Annotated in this window: 15 protein-coding genes and 1 tRNA gene; 9 read left to right on the plus strand and 7 right to left on the minus strand. The window is 67.5% G+C overall.

What is annotated here, in order from left to right:
• Positions 1–29: 29 nt before the first annotated feature.
• From AC50YC_RS10870 to AC50YC_RS10900, 7 genes are all read left to right on the plus strand, one after another.
• Positions 30–1,013 carry an NAD(P)H-quinone oxidoreductase gene (locus AC50YC_RS10870; RefSeq protein WP_494953534.1) on the plus strand — a complete coding sequence of 328 codons (984 nt, stop codon included), beginning with the start codon at positions 30–32 and terminating at the stop codon, positions 1,011–1,013.
• A gap of 130 nt (positions 1,014–1,143) precedes the next feature.
• A complete protein-coding gene (locus tag AC50YC_RS10875; protein ID WP_494953535.1) occupies positions 1,144–1,680 on the plus strand; it encodes a PadR family transcriptional regulator in 537 nt (178 codons plus the stop codon).
• A 201-nt stretch (positions 1,681–1,881) separates the two neighbouring features.
• A complete protein-coding gene (locus AC50YC_RS10880) occupies positions 1,882–4,182 on the plus strand; it encodes a carbon starvation CstA family protein (protein WP_494953536.1) in 2,301 nt (766 codons plus the stop codon).
• Positions 4,183–4,195: 13 nt separating this feature from the next.
• A complete protein-coding gene (locus AC50YC_RS10885) occupies positions 4,196–4,387 on the plus strand; it encodes a YbdD/YjiX family protein (RefSeq protein ID WP_354174454.1) in 192 nt (63 codons plus the stop codon).
• Between the two features lie 171 nt (positions 4,388–4,558).
• The gene (locus AC50YC_RS10890) at positions 4,559–5,251 is read left to right on the plus strand and encodes a bacterial proteasome activator family protein (RefSeq protein ID WP_494953537.1); all 693 of its coding nucleotides are present in this window, start codon (positions 4,559–4,561) and stop codon (positions 5,249–5,251) included.
• Between the two features lie 7 nt (positions 5,252–5,258).
• Complete coding sequence (locus AC50YC_RS10895) at positions 5,259–5,714, plus strand: hypothetical protein (protein WP_494953538.1); 456 nt, start codon at positions 5,259–5,261, stop codon at positions 5,712–5,714.
• Positions 5,715–5,818: 104 nt separating this feature from the next.
• Positions 5,819–6,664, plus strand: coding sequence for an aldo/keto reductase (locus AC50YC_RS10900; RefSeq protein ID WP_494953539.1), 846 nt, complete (start codon positions 5,819–5,821; stop codon positions 6,662–6,664).
• 106 nt (positions 6,665–6,770) lie between these two features.
• Here the strand turns inward: AC50YC_RS10900 and AC50YC_RS10905 are convergent, their stop codons facing one another.
• A complete protein-coding gene (locus AC50YC_RS10905) occupies positions 6,771–6,950 on the minus strand; it encodes a hypothetical protein (protein ID WP_494953540.1) in 180 nt (59 codons plus the stop codon).
• A gap of 39 nt (positions 6,951–6,989) precedes the next feature.
• The gene (locus AC50YC_RS10910; RefSeq protein WP_494953541.1) at positions 6,990–7,973 is read right to left on the minus strand and encodes a hypothetical protein; all 984 of its coding nucleotides are present in this window, start codon (positions 7,971–7,973) and stop codon (positions 6,990–6,992) included.
• Positions 7,974–8,043: 70 nt separating this feature from the next.
• On the opposite strand from AC50YC_RS10910, the gene AC50YC_RS10915 reads away from it, so the two are divergent.
• Together AC50YC_RS10915 and AC50YC_RS10920 are read left to right on the plus strand one after the other, a co-directional pair.
• Positions 8,044–8,517, plus strand: coding sequence for a hypothetical protein (locus AC50YC_RS10915; protein ID WP_494953542.1), 474 nt, complete (start codon positions 8,044–8,046; stop codon positions 8,515–8,517).
• Positions 8,514–11,408, plus strand: a complete 2,895-nt coding sequence (locus tag AC50YC_RS10920; RefSeq protein WP_494953543.1) for a cation-translocating P-type ATPase — start codon at positions 8,514–8,516, stop codon at positions 11,406–11,408. The genes AC50YC_RS10915 and AC50YC_RS10920 overlap by 4 nt, the downstream gene beginning before the upstream one ends.
• A 61-nt stretch (positions 11,409–11,469) precedes the next feature.
• Here the strand turns inward: AC50YC_RS10920 and AC50YC_RS10925 are convergent, their stop codons facing one another.
• From AC50YC_RS10925 to tmk, 5 genes are all read right to left on the minus strand, one after another.
• Positions 11,470–12,441 (minus strand): glycoside hydrolase family 16 protein, encoded by a 972-nt coding sequence (locus AC50YC_RS10925; protein WP_494953544.1) that lies wholly within the window; start codon positions 12,439–12,441, stop codon positions 11,470–11,472.
• A gap of 249 nt (positions 12,442–12,690) precedes the next feature.
• A tRNA-Thr gene (locus AC50YC_RS10930) sits at positions 12,691–12,763 on the minus strand.
• 94 nt (positions 12,764–12,857) lie between these two features.
• Positions 12,858–14,423, minus strand: coding sequence for an alpha/beta hydrolase (locus AC50YC_RS10935; protein WP_494953545.1), 1,566 nt, complete (start codon positions 14,421–14,423; stop codon positions 12,858–12,860).
• 114 nt (positions 14,424–14,537) lie between these two features.
• Complete coding sequence (locus AC50YC_RS10940) at positions 14,538–15,680, minus strand: DNA polymerase III subunit delta' (protein ID WP_354174432.1); 1,143 nt, start codon at positions 15,678–15,680, stop codon at positions 14,538–14,540.
• Positions 15,677–16,333 (minus strand): dTMP kinase, encoded by a 657-nt coding sequence (gene tmk / locus AC50YC_RS10945; RefSeq protein ID WP_494953546.1) that lies wholly within the window; start codon positions 16,331–16,333, stop codon positions 15,677–15,679. The genes AC50YC_RS10940 and tmk overlap by 4 nt, the downstream gene beginning before the upstream one ends.
• Positions 16,334–16,413: the final 80 nt, after the last annotated feature.

A 16,413-nucleotide genomic window follows, 5' to 3' on the forward strand; every position in this document is an offset into this window, starting at 1 on the left:
CAAGATTAGTTAGGAATCGGGAGTTCTCCATGAAGGCTGTCTACATCTCCGAGCCGGGCGGACCCGAGGCCCTGGTGGTCCGCGAGGTCCCGCCCCCGGTGCCCGGCGCCGGAGAGGTGCTGATCGACGTCGTTGCCGCGGGACTCAACCGCGCCGACGTCCAGCAGCGCAAGGGCCACTACCCGCCGCCGCCCGGGGCCTCGGAGATTCCCGGGTTGGAAGTCTCGGGCCGGATCGCCGGCTTTGGGCCCGGCGTCGCCAAGCCGTTCTCTGTGGGGGACAAGGTCGTCGCCCTGCTGGCCGGCGGCGGCTACGCCCAGCAGGTGGCCGTTCCGGCCGGGCAGGTCCTGAGGGTACCTGACGGCATCGACCTCGTCACCGCGGCAGCCCTGCCGGAAGTGGCGGCGACGGTCTACTCCAACCTGATCATGACGGCGCAGCTGCAGCCGGGCGAGACCGTGCTCATCCACGGGGCAACCGGCGGCATCGGCACCATGGCCATCCAGCTCGCCAAAGCCTTCGGAGCCGTTGTCGCCACCACAGCGGGCACCGCGGAGAAAGTCAGCACCGCCAAGGCCTTCCTTGGCGCCGACATCGCGATCAACTACGCCGAGGAGGACTTCCCGGAGAGCCTGCGGGCGCAGAACGGCGGCAAGGGCGCGGACGTCATCCTCGACGTTGTCGGGGCCAAGTACCTCACACAGAACGTGGAGGCGCTGGCTGACTACGGGCGGCTGGTGGTGATTGGGCTGCAGGGCGGGGCCAAAGGTGAACTGGACCTGGGCAAGCTGCTGAGCAAGCGCGCTGCGATCATTGCGACCGCGTTGCGCCCGCGGCCCGTGGAGGAGAAGACCGTGATCATGGATGCCGTCCGCGAGGCTGTCTGGCCGCTGCTGACTGACGGCCGGATCCGGCCGCTGGTGGCAAAGACTTTTCCGCTGGAGCAAGTCGTGGCCGCACACCGGTACTTCGACTCCGGCGACCACGTGGGAAAAATCCTGCTGGTCCTGTAGCAGGTATTCCAGTTATGGCATATCTCGAATTGCTTCGGCATTACGAATGACTGTAATGTAATTCCATACGCGGTATACACGCGTCTTGGGGCGCGTGTATGCTGTCGTCCCGCTACCCTCCGGGAGCATCATGTCCATCCGTCACAGCCTCCTCGCCCTTCTGCAGGACCGGCCACGCTATGGCTACCAGCTGCGGATCGAATTCGAGGAACGCACCGGATCGTCCTGGCCCCTCAACATCGGGCAGGTCTACACCACTCTTGACCGCCTGGAGCGCGACGGCCTTGTCCGCAAGGATGGTGCCGACGGCGAAGGCCACGTCGTTTACACCATCACCCCCGAGGGTCGCGCCGAAGTCGGCAACTGGTTCACCTCACCGGTTCCGCGGACCAGCCCTCCCCGGAATGAACTGGCCATCAAGCTCGCCCTCGGGCTGACGCTTCCCGGCGTCGACGTCGGCGCAGCCATCCAAGCCCAGCGGTCCGTATCCATCCGCGCCCTGCAGGACTACACCAAGGCCCGGCGCGATACGGCATCCCAGTACCGGTCGGCGGACACCGCCCGGCTGCTGGTGCTGGATTCACTCATCTTTCAGACCGAGGCCGAGGTGCGGTGGCTCGACCTCTGCGAGGCCCGGCTCATGCAGTTGGCCGGTCCGTCCGCCTGACGTCCGCCCCGCGCGGCCACTACCAGCGGGTAGCACCCGGCGGTAACAACCCCGCCGTTCGGCGCGTTGACCCAACCGTTCATCGCCTCCGCGGTGCCGCCCAGCGCAAACCCATATCCATGAATCGCGGTCGTTGGTAGGGTGCCTTGGGGCACATCTGTCGAGTGGATTTGCCCGGTTGGGGTTTCTCAAGGAGGAGACATGGGCACAATGCCAGATGGCACGCCAAAAAACTTACTCGTCGATGACGGCATCACGCCCGATCCGACGCTGCCGCCCACCGCCGTGGACGAGTCCCTGCGCGAAGCCGAAGAGCGCAAATGGACGCCGACCAAGATCGCAATCTGGGCGGCAATCTCCCTGTTGGGCGCCGTGGCATGGTTCATGCTCGCGATCGTCCGCGGTGAAACAGTCAACGCCATATGGTTCGTGTTCGCCGCAGTGTGTACGTACCTGATCGGCTACCGCTTCTACTCCAAGGTCATCGAGCGCTACCTGCTCAAGCCGAACGACCGCCGGGCCACCCCCGCAGAGTACAAGGCCGACGGCAAGGACTATGTCCGAACGGACCGCAACGTACTCTTCGGCCACCACTTCGCCGCTATCGCCGGCGCCGGCCCCCTCGTCGGCCCGATCCTCGCCGCCCAGATGGGCTACCTCCCCGGCACCATCTGGATCATCATCGGCGTGGTGTTCGCCGGAGCAGTCCAGGACTACGTCGTGATGTTCTTCTCCATGCGCCGCGGCGGTCGCTCCCTGGGACAGATGGCCCGCGAGGAACTCGGCGTCATCGGCGGCACCGCCGCGCTGATCGCCACCCTGCTGATCATGGTGATCATCGTCGCCATCCTGGCCCTCGTCGTCGTCAACGCCCTGGCCGAGAGCCCGTGGGGTGTCTTCTCCGTCGGCATGACCATCCCGATCGCGCTCTTCATGGGCGTCTACCTGCGCTTCATCCGCCCCGGCAAGATCATGGAAGTCTCGCTGATCGGCTTTGTGCTGCTCATGGCCGCCATCATCGGCGGCGGGGCCGTCGCCGCCACCGAATGGGGCGACGCCCTCTTCACACTGGACAAGGTCACCATCGCCTGGGCCATCATCATCTACGGCTTCATCGCCGCCATTCTGCCGGTCTGGCTGCTCCTGGCCCCGCGTGACTACCTCTCCACCTTCATGAAGATCGGCGTCATCGTGATGCTGGCCCTGGCCGTCATCGTGGTCCGACCGGAAATCGCGGTCCCGGCCTTCAGTGAATTTGCCAGCCGCGACAACGGCCCGGTCTTCCCGGGCGCGCTGTTCCCGTTCCTCTTTGTCACCATCGCCTGTGGTGCGCTCTCGGGATTCCACGCGCTGATCGCTTCCGGCACCACGCCGAAGCTGATCGAAAAGGAACGCCAGACCCGCTACATCGGGTACGGCGGCATGCTGATGGAGTCCTTCGTGGCCATCATGGCCCTCGTCGCGGCGATCTCCATTGACCGCGGGCTCTACTTCGCGATGAACTCCCCGGCGGCCCTCACCGGCGGCACCGTGGAAACCGCGGCCGCCTGGGTCAACAGCCTCGGACTGTCCGGCGTCAACATCAGCCCGAACATGCTCGCCGAGACGGCCGCAAACGTCGGCGAAGCCAGCATCGTCTCCCGAACCGGCGGCGCCCCGACCCTCGCCGTTGGCCTCGCCCACATCATGCAGCAGTTCATCGGCGGCACCGCCATGATGAGCTTCTGGTACCACTTCGCCATCATGTTTGAGGCGCTGTTCATCCTCACCGCCGTCGACGCCGGCACGCGCGTTGCCCGCTTTATGCTGCAGGACTCGATCGGCAACTTCATCCCGAAGTTCAAGGAGCACTCCTGGCGTCCCGGCGCCTGGCTCGCCACTGCCGTCATGGTCGGTGCCTGGGGCGCTGTGCTGCTGATGGGCGTCACGGACCCGCTGGGCGGCATCAATACGCTGTTCCCGCTGTTCGGCATCGCCAACCAGCTGCTGGCGGCCATCGCCTTGTCGGTCTGCCTCGCCATCGCTGCGAAGAAGGGCTCCTTCAAGTTCCTCTGGATCGTGGCGCTCCCGATGGCCTTCGCAGCCGTCGTGACCATCACGGCCAGCTACCAGAAGATCTTCTCTTCCACTCCGGCAGTCGGCTACTTCGCCAACAACGCCGCCTTCTCCAAGGCACTCGAGGAGGGTAAAACCTCCTTCGGCACGGCCAAGACCGTCCAGGCCATGGAAGCCGTGGTCCGCAACACCGCGATCCAGGGCTGGCTCTCGGTCATCTTCGTGGTGCTCAGCATCATCGTCATCACCACTGCCCTGATCGCCACGTCCAAGGCGTTCCGCAACGCCAAGGCCGGCGTGGCCAACACCAGCAACGAGGATCCGGCGCTGCCGGCCCGGGTCTTCGCCCCGGCCGGCCCGGTTCCCACGGCGTCCGAGCGGGAGCTTATGGCCAAGTGGAACCAGCTGCCGGCGGACAAGCGGGCCGAGAAGGCCGCCCACCACTAATGCGGAGGCACAAATGAACGCTGTAGTTGCAGGCTTCCGGGGGTTCGCCCGGTACCTCGGCAGTGTCATGGGCGCAGATGCCTACACGAAGTACCTGGCACACCATGTCGAAGCAGGCCACGGCTCCCAGCCGATGACCGAGCGGGAGTTCTGGCGGGACCAGACGGACCGCCAGGAAGCCAACCCGCAGGGCCGGTGCTGCTGACCGTTTCGGCTGATCGGCGTCGCAGGTGCCCAAGGGCGCCGCCGGGCACACTAGTGCCCGGCGGCGCCCTCTGCTGTTTGTTGCACCGTTTGTCGCGCCGCTCCGTGGGTCCGGGCCGCGGCCCGGCGGCTGGCCCGCTCCGTGGGTCCGGGCTCGTGAGAGTATGAAGCCATGAGCGATCCGAACGACACTCAGCCCGACGGCGGGGTCCCCTTCGAGGGTGCCACCCTGGACCCCCGGCCGGCCGGCGACGACGGAAAAGTTGCCCGGGACCATCCGCTGGAGCCCGGCCAGCCCGGGGGAGTGGGGGGACCCGTCCAGCCCTCGGTGCCCGCGGGGGCACGCCCCAGGTCCAGCCAGCTCCAGGACCTCGTTGACGAACCCGCGAAGGTGATGCGGATCGGCACCATGATGAAGCAGCTCCTGGACGAAGTGAGGTCCGCCCCTCTCGATGACGCGGCGCGGGTCCGCCTGGCAGAGATCCATGAACGTTCCATCAAGGAACTGGAAGACGGCCTCGCGCGGGAACTGGTAGAGGAGCTGGAACGGATCACCCTTCCGTTCCCCGAAGAGGGAACCCCCTCGGACGCGGAACTGCGGATCGCGCAGGCCCAACTGGTGGGCTGGCTGGAGGGCCTCTTCCACGGCATCCAGACCGCTCTCGCGGCCCAGCATGCAGCCCGGGAGCACGCCGTGGCGCAGGCACAGCTCCGCCAGTTGCCTCCCGGAACAGTGATTGCGCCCGGGGTGGTGATCGGCGAGAACGGGGAACCCCAGCGCGCCGCCGCACCCAAGCCCGGCCCGGTTCACCCGCAGCCTGCCGTCCCCGCAGACCCGGACCATGGTCCCGGCCAATACCTGTAAGGCACCCTTGGGATTTTTCAGCGCCGCCCGGCAAGGGCGGAAAGACGACGCCGAACTCGGCAAAGGGCTCTGGCGCCGCGCCCATGACCGTTTCACCCGTGGCCTGGACCGCTATCACCAGGTCCTCGCGGGGGTGGAGGACGACGCCCTCTACGCCGAACTCTTGGAGATCGCCGACGAACTCACGGCACTCTCCGTGCGGGTCCGGCAGATCTGCGTGGAGGCCCAGCGGCGCGCACCCAGCGAAGGGCTCGACATTCCCGGGAGGCTGGGAGGAGTCCACCGCGCCCTGTCCACGGCCGGCAACTCCCTGGCGACCACGGCCGAAGCAGCCGCGATGCTCCGGCTCGCCGTCGGCCCTGCCGAGCCCGGCGCGGAGTCGGTACGGCGCCGTGCCGAATCGGTGCTGGAACAGGTCACCGACGCCGAACGACGCCTGGCGGAGGCGGCCGCCACCGATTGACGGTCCCCGGCTGCCGTGGCTGGCCCAAAATTCCCGGTTAAGCGCCTAGCTTAGCTGCGCCCTAAACGCTGGCGGTATGGCGGGTACGTTGGCAGGATAGTTAGATGACTTTTTCACCGGTACTGACTTTCAATGACGGCAACACCATTCCCCAGCTTGGCTATGGAGTGTGGCAGGTTGAAGACGACGTCGCCGAGAAGGTGGTTGTCCAGGCTTTCGAGGCCGGCTTCCGCCACATCGACACCGCCAAGATCTACGGCAATGAAGCGGGGGTGGGCCGGGCGATCGAGCGCTCCGGCCTCAAGCCCGAGGAAATCTTCATCACCACCAAGCTGTGGAACGCGGACCAGGGCTACGAGTCCACGCTGAAGGCCTTCGAGGAATCCATGGAACGCCTGGGCCTGGAGACCCTGGACATGTACCTGATCCACTGGATGCAGCCCAAACAGGACAAGTACGTGGACACGTGGAAGGCTCTCATCGAGCTGCAGAAGCAGGGCCGCGTCAAGACCATTGGTGTCTCCAACTTCACCAAGGAAGGCCTGCAGCGCCTGATCGACGAGACCGGCGTCGTGCCGGCCATCAACCAGATCGAACTGCATCCTTTCTTCAACCAGGCCGAGCTGCGTGAATTCAACGCCTCCAAGGGCATCCTCACCCAGGCATGGTCGCCGCTGGGCCAGGGCGGCGAGCTGCTGGAGAGCGCCGTCATCGGCCAGATCGCGGCCAAGCATAACGCCACTCCGGCGCAGGTTGTCATCGCCTGGCACCTGGCGATCGGCAACGTTGTTATCCCCAAGTCCGTGACCGAATCCCGCATCCGCGAGAACTACGCCGCGCTGGACGTCAGCCTGGACGAGACGGATGTGCAGGCCATCAACGGCATGGACAACTCGGCCGAGGGCGCCGGCCGCATCGGCGCCGACCCGGCAGTCTCCGACTTCGCCTAAGCCAACCCGGCCTCACGGCCGGACGGCGCCGCGAAGACCGCAGCTGGGCCTTCACCCGAACCGGGTGGGGGCCCATTTTGCGGCCCCGTGACCCCGCGGATCCCCGCTAGGCGGCCCTTCGGCCTTCCTTCACCGGCACCGCGTCAACGACAGCCCAGCCGTGCTCATCGGCCACCCGGCGGCTGGCAAAGCGTTCGGCGTCGGAAACGTCGTCGAAGGTCTCGGTGCGGATGCGGCCGCAGTCCGTGTCCAGGTACGTGACTTCAAAGTACTGGTTGGTTTCCATGCATTAAGTGTGGCGCCGACCTCCGACACTATCCGGTCATCAGTGCGGTGTGTTGCCAAGCCGCAGCACCCGTTCCCGGGTAAGGTCCTCGGTACGGCGCGCCCTGGCCGCGGCCCGTGCTGCCTGCTGCGCCCGGGCCGCGGCCAGTTCGCGCCGCTTCCTGACGGCTTTGAGCTCCTGCTCGCGCGCTGCGAGTTGTTCCCGGAGCGTTCGCACCGCGTCGGCGAGGTCGGCGGCCAGGGCCGTCGACTCGGACAGCTCCTCTTCCTGCTGCCGGGCTTCCCGGGCGGCCGCTCCGGCGGCATCTTCCGCATCCTTGAGCAGAACCCGGGCTCGTACCAGCGCGGAGGGAGTGGACCTCCGCGGTTCCTGCCGGACAGCGCGCAACCGGGGCTGCTCCGCTGCTTTACCGGCTGCAGTCCCGGTCCCGGCCGCGGTTCCGGTCCGCACCTCTTCCCCGGGTGCGCCGGGCGTGGGAACCGGTCCGGCCGTGGCGGGAAGCATCAGGCCGGGCAGCGCCACGGCACCGGCAAGGTCCACCACGTCCACACCGTCGGCGGACAGCCCCCGGAGCAGACGGCCGGACTGCACGGCGGCCGCTGCCCCCTCATCTGCTGTCGCCGCGCGTAACGTCGCTTCTACCTCCGTCGCGATCGCGCCGCTGATCTTCCGGCCCTGCTGTTCGGCGATCTCCCTTGCTGCCTTGACCGCGGTGGCCAGGAGCTGGCGCCGTTCGTGTCCAAGCCGCCGGAGTTCCGCTGCATCGAGGGAGGACTGCGCGGCGCGCATCGACGTCCCCACCCCGGCGAGTTCCCGCAGGGTCCCAGGCTGCCGGGCGGCAAGCATGTTCACCGTCCACGCCGCCACGGACGGTTTGGGCAGGGACCGCACCTCTGCGGCGAGGGACCGCTGCCCTTTCGCGGCAGCCGCGTCCTTGGCAGCTGCTGTCCGTGCGGCGACAAAATCGTCGAACGGGAGGGCATAGAGCCGTCCCGCGACGTCCGCCAGCCCCTGCTCTCCCATGCAAGAATCATAGAAGTCCGGCCCCGGCGATGCCGCCACCACCGGGCGGTTTGGACGGATAGGGACAGACATGATCGAAATAGCGGGGCTCCCGGCCCACATCCTGCTCATCCACGCCGTCGTTGTGCTGGCCCCGGCCGCCGGTCTCGCCGCGATCGCTTACGCGGCGGCGCCCCGCTGGCGCGGCTACCTGGCCTGGCCGCTGGGTGTGCTGTCCCTTGGCCTGGTGCCCTTGTCCCTCATCACCGCGGAGGCCGGGGAACAGCTGGAGGAGGCCCGCCCCTCGTCGGCTTTGATCCGGGAGCATGCGGAACAGGGGGACGTGCTCAAGGCCGTTTCTGTGGTGTTCTTTGTGATTGTCGCGGCGACACTGGTCGCGAGCCATGAGCCCATCGGGCGGCGATTCGCCTTCCTGGGGAGCCTGCGGACCAACCGCGTTGTCCGGCTGGCCCTGCTGGTCGTCGCGGCGGCAGCCGGCGCCTTCTTCGTTTACCAGAGCGTCAGTACCGGCCATTCCGGCGCTGCCTCCGTCTGGTCCCCTTGAGCGGACCATCAGGCGGCCCTGGCAACACGCCGCACAGCCTTTCCGACCCGGCCGCCGGTGACGCGGCGGGCGCCGCCGCCGGCACCCTCCCGTGGCACCTCCGCCGCGCCTCCGAGGCCCTGCAGACCCTCGACGTCAGCCCGGAGACCGGTCTGGACTCGGACGAGGCGGATCGGCGCCTGGGACTCTACGGCGCCAACGAACTCCGCTCCGCACCGCCGGTGCCACTGTGGCGAAAGATCGTGCGGCAGTTCCAGGACCCGCTGATCTACCTGCTGCTCGCGGCCATCGCCATCTCGGTCTTTGCCTGGGCGGTGGAAGGCGCCTCCGGCGTGCCGATTGACGCGCTGGTGATCGGGGCCGTGGTCCTGTTCAACGGCGTCCTCGGCTATGTGCAGGAAAACAAGGCCGAGAGCGCCGTCGCGGCGCTGAGGCTGATGACGGCAGCGAACTCCACGGTGCTGCGGGACGGCCAACTGAAAACGGTGCCGTCCTCGGGGTTGGTGCGCGGTGACATCCTGGTCCTCAACGAGGGGGATTCCGTCGGCGCCGACGCCCGGCTGCTTACGGCAAGTTCCCTGGGCGTCGCCGAGTCCTCGCTCACCGGAGAAAGCTCGCCCGTCTTCAAGAACCCCCGGGTCCTCAGCGGCGAGGTCCCCCTCGGCGACCGGCTGAATATGGTCTACAAGGGGACCGCCGTGGCGCAGGGCGTGGGCCGCGCGGTGGTGACCGGAACCGCGATGGACACCGAGGTCGGCGCGATTGCCGGAATGCTGGCAGCCGCTGAGGACGCCCCCACGCCGCTGCAGCGCGAAATCGCGGGCGTCAGCAAGCTGCTCGGCTTCACCGTGATCGCGATCGCCGTCGTCGTGATGGCCACGATCATCATCGTCAACGGGGTGTCCACGCTGAGCGGGCTCGTCACCGTCCTGCTGCTGGGGGTCTCGCTCGCGGTGGCGGCCGTACCCGAAGGGCTGCCCGCCATCCTGTCCGTGGTGCTCGCAATCGGTGTCCAGAACATGGCAAAACGCAACGCCGTGGTCAAGGAGCTGCACTCGGTGGAAACCCTTGGCTCCGCCTCGGTCATCGCCTCGGACAAGACCGGAACGCTCACCCGCAACGAGATGACCATTTGCAGGATCACCACCGCTTCCGGCCAGGTCGAGCTCACCGGCGTCGGGTACCGGCCGGAGGGCGGTGTGCTCTACAACGGCCACGAAGTTCGTGATCCGGCACTGCTCCGGGAAGCCCGCATGGTGCTGGCCGGGGGCTCCTTCGCCAACAACGCGCAGTTGCGGGAACACGACGGCGAATGGGAGATCCAGGGCGACCCGACGGAGGCGGCATTCCTCGTCGCTGCCCGGAAGCTTGAAGGGGTCACCGACAGGATCGGGGAGTTCGACCGGCAAGGCGAGATCCCCTTCACCTCGGAGCGGAAGCTGATGTCGGCGCTGGCCCATCACCGGGAGGGCGGCACCCTGTCCCTGGTCACCAAGGGCGCCCCGGACGTCCTACTGGAACACTGCACCGCACTGCAGCTCGGCGGGGAGGTGGTTCCGATGGACGCAGAGCGCCGCGCCCGGGCGCTGCGCGACGTCGAGGAGCTCTCCTCGCAGGCCTTCCGCACGCTCGGCGTGGCCTACCGCCAGTACACCGAAGCGGACCGTCACGAAACGTACGTACTCGACGAGGAAGACGAGAGCACGCTGGTGTACGTCGGCGTCGTCGGAATCCTGGACCCGCCCCGGGCAGAAGCGGCCTCCGCCGTGGCAGAGGCGCGGCGGGCGGGGATCCGCGTCGTGATGATCACCGGGGACCACCCGCTCAGTGCGGCACGGATCGCCGGCGACCTTGGGATCGCCATGCCGGGGGAGCAGGCGGTCACCGGCGCGGAGCTGGACAAACTGGACGAGGACGGGCTGCGCGCGCTCACCCGGAACAGCTCGGTGTATGCGCGGGTGGCACCGCAGAACAAACTGCAGATCATCACCTCACTGCAGGCCCAAGGCAACGTGGTGGCGATGACCGGGGACGGCGTCAATGACGCGCCCGCGCTGAAAACCGCGGACATCGGCATCGCCATGGGTGTCACGGGCACCGAGGTCACTAAAGAGGCCTCGAACATGATCCTCGGCGACGACAACTTCGCCACGATCGTCTCCGCCGTGCGCCAGGGCCGGGTCATCTTCGAGAACATCGAAAAATTCCTGCGCTACCTGCTGTCCTCGAACATGGGCGAGGTGTTCACGGTCTTCCTAGGCGTTGTGTTCGCCGGCGCCATGGGCCTGGCCGGCGCGAGCCCCGGCGAAGTCGCGGTGCCGCTGCTGGCCACGCAGATCCTGTGGATCAATCTCGTGACCGACTCCGGCCCCGCCCTGGCGATGGGCGTTGACCCGGAAATCGACGACGTCATGGCGCGCCGGCCCCGTCAGCGCGGCGACCGGATCCTCGGCACGCGCATGTGGCTGGGCATCCTGAGCATCGGCCTGGTTATGGGCGTTGCGTCCCTGCTGACCATCGACATCTTCCTGCCCGGCGGGCTGGTCCCCGGCGGCACTGACTCGCTCGATGTCGCACGGACCGCCGGCTTCACCACCCTAGTGTTCGCCCAGCTGTTCAACGCCTTCAACTCCCGTTCGGAGACGACGTCGGCCTTCCGCCGGCTCTTCGTGAACAAGTGGCTCTGGGGGTCGGTGCTGCTGGCGACGGTGCTTCAGGTGGCGGTCGTCGAGTTGCCGTTCCTGCAGCGGGCCTTCGGGACGGCGTCCCTGGACGCCGGCCACTGGGCCGTTTGCGTTGCGATGGCGTCGACCGTGCTGTGGTTCGATGAGCTCCGCAAGATCGTCCTTCGGGCGGGCGAGCGGCGCCGGGAGGCGCGGGCCCGCGGGTGAGGAGCGACGCTGGAGCCCGGCCCTGGCCCGCCGCGGGCGCGGCCAAGGTCAGGCCTGCCAGTTACTGCCAGGCCCTGACGTAGTCGACCTTCATCTCGGAGGCCGGCCCGTACGCGGTGCTGGCACTGGCCTTGCCGACGTTCAGCACGAGGTACTGCGGGGCGTTGCCGTCGTCGGTGGGAAAGGACTTGACCTTTACCCCGTCGACGTAAACCTCGGAGAGGTTTCCCTTCCGCCACAGGCCGTACGTGTGGAACTCGTTCCCCCAGCTGCCGGCAATGGTGCCCTGGTTGTGGGTTCCGGAGCCCGAATGATAGTTCGACGTCAGCTTTCCCTTGAGCACTTCGGCGATGTCGTTCTCGCCGGTGGCCGGCCAGGACTGTCCGGTGGTCCACCATGCAGGCCAGTTGTGCAGCACCGTCCCGTTACCGGGGAAAGAGATGCGGGCCTCGGTGTAGCCGGTCCGGAACTCGTAGCCGGTGGTGGCGGCGTCTTTCGGGTTTGACGACACGAGGCTGCCGGTGCCGGCGTCCGAAAGTTTCAGCGAGAGGTTTCCGCCGCCGACGGAGACGTTGGCCGGGTCAGTCTTGACCTTGTTCATGGTGCCGCCGCCGAACCAGGAACTCGACCACTTGCTGGTATCGAGGGTGGTGCCGTTGAAGTCATCGCTGAAGGTCTGCGACCACGCGCCGGGCACGCCCAGGGGCATCAGCGCGGAGCCGGTCGACGCCGGCACCACCGCCGCGGGTGCGGCGGGCACGGCAGCCGCTGCGGGCACCGGGACTGCCGGGGCAGGCTCGGCTGCGGGAGCCACTTCAGCGACCGGGGCGGGTGCTTCGGCGGGCGCCGGTGCCGCCCGGAGCGTGCAGGGCGGGACGCCGTCGCTGATCTTGAGGGTGCACTTGTAGGTGCCCGTGGCGGCAGTGGTCGCGGCCGGGGCTGCCCCCGGGGCCGCGACGGCGCCGAGGGACGCCGTGAGGGACAGCACGGCCGCGACGGCTGCACTGGAAAACAACGTTGTGCGTTTCTTCATGTACTACTCCTGGAGCTCACGCTCTGTTGGTGGCGCCGTCCCGCACAGCGCTGAAGGCGCGGGGCAGGGCGGACTACGCCGTTGTTCATGGCCGCACCGAGGATATTCACCGGCGCGCCAGGCTTTCGGCCGTGCACGTCATCCTGGCAACGAAGTGCCTTCTTGTGCGCCTTGAGGGCAGGCGCCACCCGTGTGGGGGCAAAAAGATCGGCCCCGGCGACTGCGCCGGGGCCGATAGATGAAGACCAGAGCTTCCTGCCAGAATCGAACTGGCGACCTTCTCATTACGAGTGAGACGCTCTACCAACTGAGCTAAGGAAGCAACCGCCTGAAGTGTCCGGGAGGCCCGGGCGCTTCATGCCAGAGACAACTGTAGTAGAGTCCTCCGGCCCCGGTCAAAATGAGTGTCGAACGCCTCAGCAGACTGTATTGTCCGCCGGGGTCTTCCCGTCGACCAGGTAGCCGTCCACGGCATTGCCGACGCAGTCGTTGGAGCGGCCGTAGGCTGTGTGGCCCTCGCCCTGCCACGTCAGCAGCGAGGCGTTACCCAGCTGCTTGCGCAGCTCGCTCGCCCATTCCACCGGGGTGGCCGGGTCGCCGGTGGTGCCGATCACCAGGATGTCGGTCGAACCCTTGTATTCCACCGGTGCCGGGGTCCGGACATTTTGGTACGGCCACTCCTTGCAGTTAGTGCCGCCGTAGGCAAAGTACTTTCCGAAGGTGGGCGAATCCAGCCGGAGCTGCTGGTCGTCGGCACGCATGCCCGCGGTGTCCGTGACCATCGGGTAGTCCAGGCAGTTGATGGCGCTGAAGGCAAAGGTGCTGTTCGAGGAGTAGCTGCCGTCGGGTTCGCGTTCGGCATTGAAGTCGGCCAGCCTCAGGAACGGCGACGCGTCATTCTTCAGGGCCGCACCGAGGGCCTGAGTCAGCAACGGCCAGTTGTCGTCGTTGTACAGCGGGACGATCATGCCGGTGACCAGGGTGGAAGCCGAGACCATCCTGCCGTCCTTGGCGCGCATGGGGTTCGCCTCCACGGCGGCGATCAGGTCCCGGATCTGCTGGATCCCGTTGTCGACCCCGCCGCTAAGCGGGCAGCCGTCGGACTGGAGGCAGTTCTCCACGTAGGCACGGAGGGCCTTTTCGAAGGCTTTAGCCTGCCCGCTGGTGAGTTCCTCATAGCTGAGGGACGGGTCCATCGCGCCGTCCAGGACCATCGCGCCGACGTTGTCAGGGAACAGCGAGGCGTAGGTCGACCCGAGGAACGTCCCGTATGAGAACCCCATGTAGTTCAGCTTCGTGTCGTTCAGGGCAGCGCGCAGGATGTCGAGGTCCTTGGCGGAGCTCTCGGTGTCGACCTTGCCGAGGACAGGCCCGGTCTTTTCCTCGCACTTGGCGGCGATCACCTGGTTGTCCGCCAGGGTTTCGGACAGGCCGGCCTCGGTGTCCAGATCGTAGATCTTCGCGCGGGAGGCGTCGCGTTCCTCGTCCGTCAGGCAGGTGACCGGGGCGGAGCGATTCACGCCGCGCGGGTCAAAGCCCACGATGTCAAAGTTGGCGCGGAGCTTGTCCGAGAAGTGCGTGGATCCGGCATCCTTGACGAAGTCGTAGCCGGAGCCGCCGGGCCCGCCCGGGTTGATGAGCAGGCTGCCCTTGCTGCCGCCCTTCGTGGCCAGCTTGAGCGCCGCGATCTCGATGCTCTCGCCGTCAGGCTTGCTGTAGTCCAGCGGAACCTTGATCTTGGCGCACTGGAAATCCGACTCGCAGGCGGACCAGTCGACGTCCTGGGTGTAGTAGCTGCGGAGTTCGGCGGGCGCGGAGGACGCGATCTCAGGATTCGGTGTGCTGGAGCTTTTGGCCCCGCTGTCGCCGGCACCGAACAGGGTGCACGAGGAGAGCACCGCGGCCAGGGCCATGGCGCCGGCTGCCCGCATGCCGATCGTAAGGGATCGGGATCTGGCGGGCACTGCTCGTGCAGACTTCATACGGTTCTCCTTGGAGGATCGGAACGGAGCGGAGGGGCTGCCACGTCACACCGGACCGGTGCTGGGGGCTGGGCTGAAAGTCGGTTCATCCGGGACGGGTCTCTCTATGATCCCTCAGATGAGGCTTGCGGCCATGGACTCGATGGCCAGCAGCGGAGCCACGTTGGAAGTCGTGATCCGTTTGCGGGCCTTGTTGATGGCGTCCATGCGGGCAAGCGTCGTTTCGGCGGATGACTGGCGGGCGAACTCAACGAGTTCGCTCCTGAGCTCAACGTTGACCAGTTCCACGGCGTTCCCCATCTGGATGATCAGCACATCCCGGTAGAAGGACAGCAGATCGGTCAGCGTGCGGTCCAGGGAGTCCGTTACCGAACGCTTGGCGCGGCGCTTCTGGTCGTCCTCGAGCTGCTTGACCTGCCCCCGCATGGCCGGCGGCAGGGTGCCGCTCTCGGGCGCTCCGAGGGTGGCGAGCAGGGCGGCCTTTTCGGCCGCGTCGCGCTCATCGTTGGAGCTGTTGGCTTCCTCGGTGGCGATCTTGACGAGCTTCTCCGCCATCAGCACCGCGGCGGTGACGCCCCGGAGGCCCAAGGGGAACCGCACTGTTTCGAGCCGCCGCTCGCGGGCTTCGGGATCCCGTGCCAGCCGGCGGGCGATCCCCACATGGCTTTGCGCCGCCCGGGCCGCACGTTCGGCGACGGCCGGGTCGACGCCGTCGCGCTTGACCAGCAGGGCAGCGACGTCGGCTGCGGGCGGAAGCCGCAACGCCACCGCCCGGCACCGGGAGCGGATGGTGACAAGGACGTCGGCCGGGGAGGGCGCGCACAGCATCCAGATGGTGCGGGGAGTGGGTTCCTCGATCGCCTTGAGCAGCACGTTGGTGGTGCGTTCCGCCATCCGGTCTGCGTCCTCCACGACAATGATGCGCCAGCGCGCCGAGGACGGCCGGTTCCCGGCGGTAGAGACCAGCTCGCGGGCCTCGTCGATGGTGATGGTGACCTTTTCGGTGCGCACGAACGCGACGTCGGAGTGGGTTTCACCCAGGATGGTCAGGCAGGCCGCGCATTCACCGCAGCCGCGCAGGGTGACATCGTCCTGATCGCAGTTCAACGCGGCGGCGAAGGCCTTTGCCGCGTTGGACCGGCCGGAACCCGGCGGACCCGTGAAGAGCCAGGCATGGGTCAGGCCGTCGCCCTCGGCAGCCTGGCGAAGTTGGGCCACCACAGCGGGCTGGCCCTGGAGGTCGTCCCAGACGCTCATGCGGTCACGCCCCGGGGGAGGGTCAGCAGCGAGTCGACCCGTTCGAGGATCCGGACCGCCAGCTGGTCGACCGGGAGGTGGGCGGGAAGGACGAGATACTGCTCGGGCCGGGCCGCGGCGAGGGCCAGGAACGCAGTCCGGATCCTGGCGTGGAACTCGTCCGCCTCGGACTCCAGCCGGTCCTCGGCCGCATCGCCCGCGGTGCGCCGCCGGCGGCCGACCGCGGGGTCAACGTCGAGCAGCACCGTCAGGTCCGGCTGCAGGCCCGAGGTGGCCCATTCGTTGATATTGCGGACGGCGTCGGTGCCAAGGTCCCGACCGGCGCCCTGATAGGCGACCGACGAGTCGATGTAACGGTCGGTGAGGACGATCTCGCCCCGGTCCAGGGCAGGGCGGATGACCTGGCTGGCGTGGGCGGCGCGGGAGGCGGCAAAGATCAGGGCTTCAGTGTGCGCATCGATGTGGCCGTGGCCGTGGTCCAGGACCAGGGAACGCAGCTTTTCGCCGATCGGAGTGCCGCCCGGCTCCCTGGTCCGCAGCACCTTGAGGCCGCGCGATTCAAGCGCCGCAGCCAGCTCAGCTGCCTGCGTGGACTTGCCGGCGCCGTCGCCGCCCTCGAAGGCGATAAACAGTCCGGGGTTATGGGTAGTCACCGCTCTAGCCTACCGACAATCCCCGACAGTCACGCCCTGGACGTAACGCCTTGGCCGCCCTGCGGGGCGCCGAAGTACCC

The organism is Pseudarthrobacter sp. MDT1-56, from assembly GCF_059383555.1.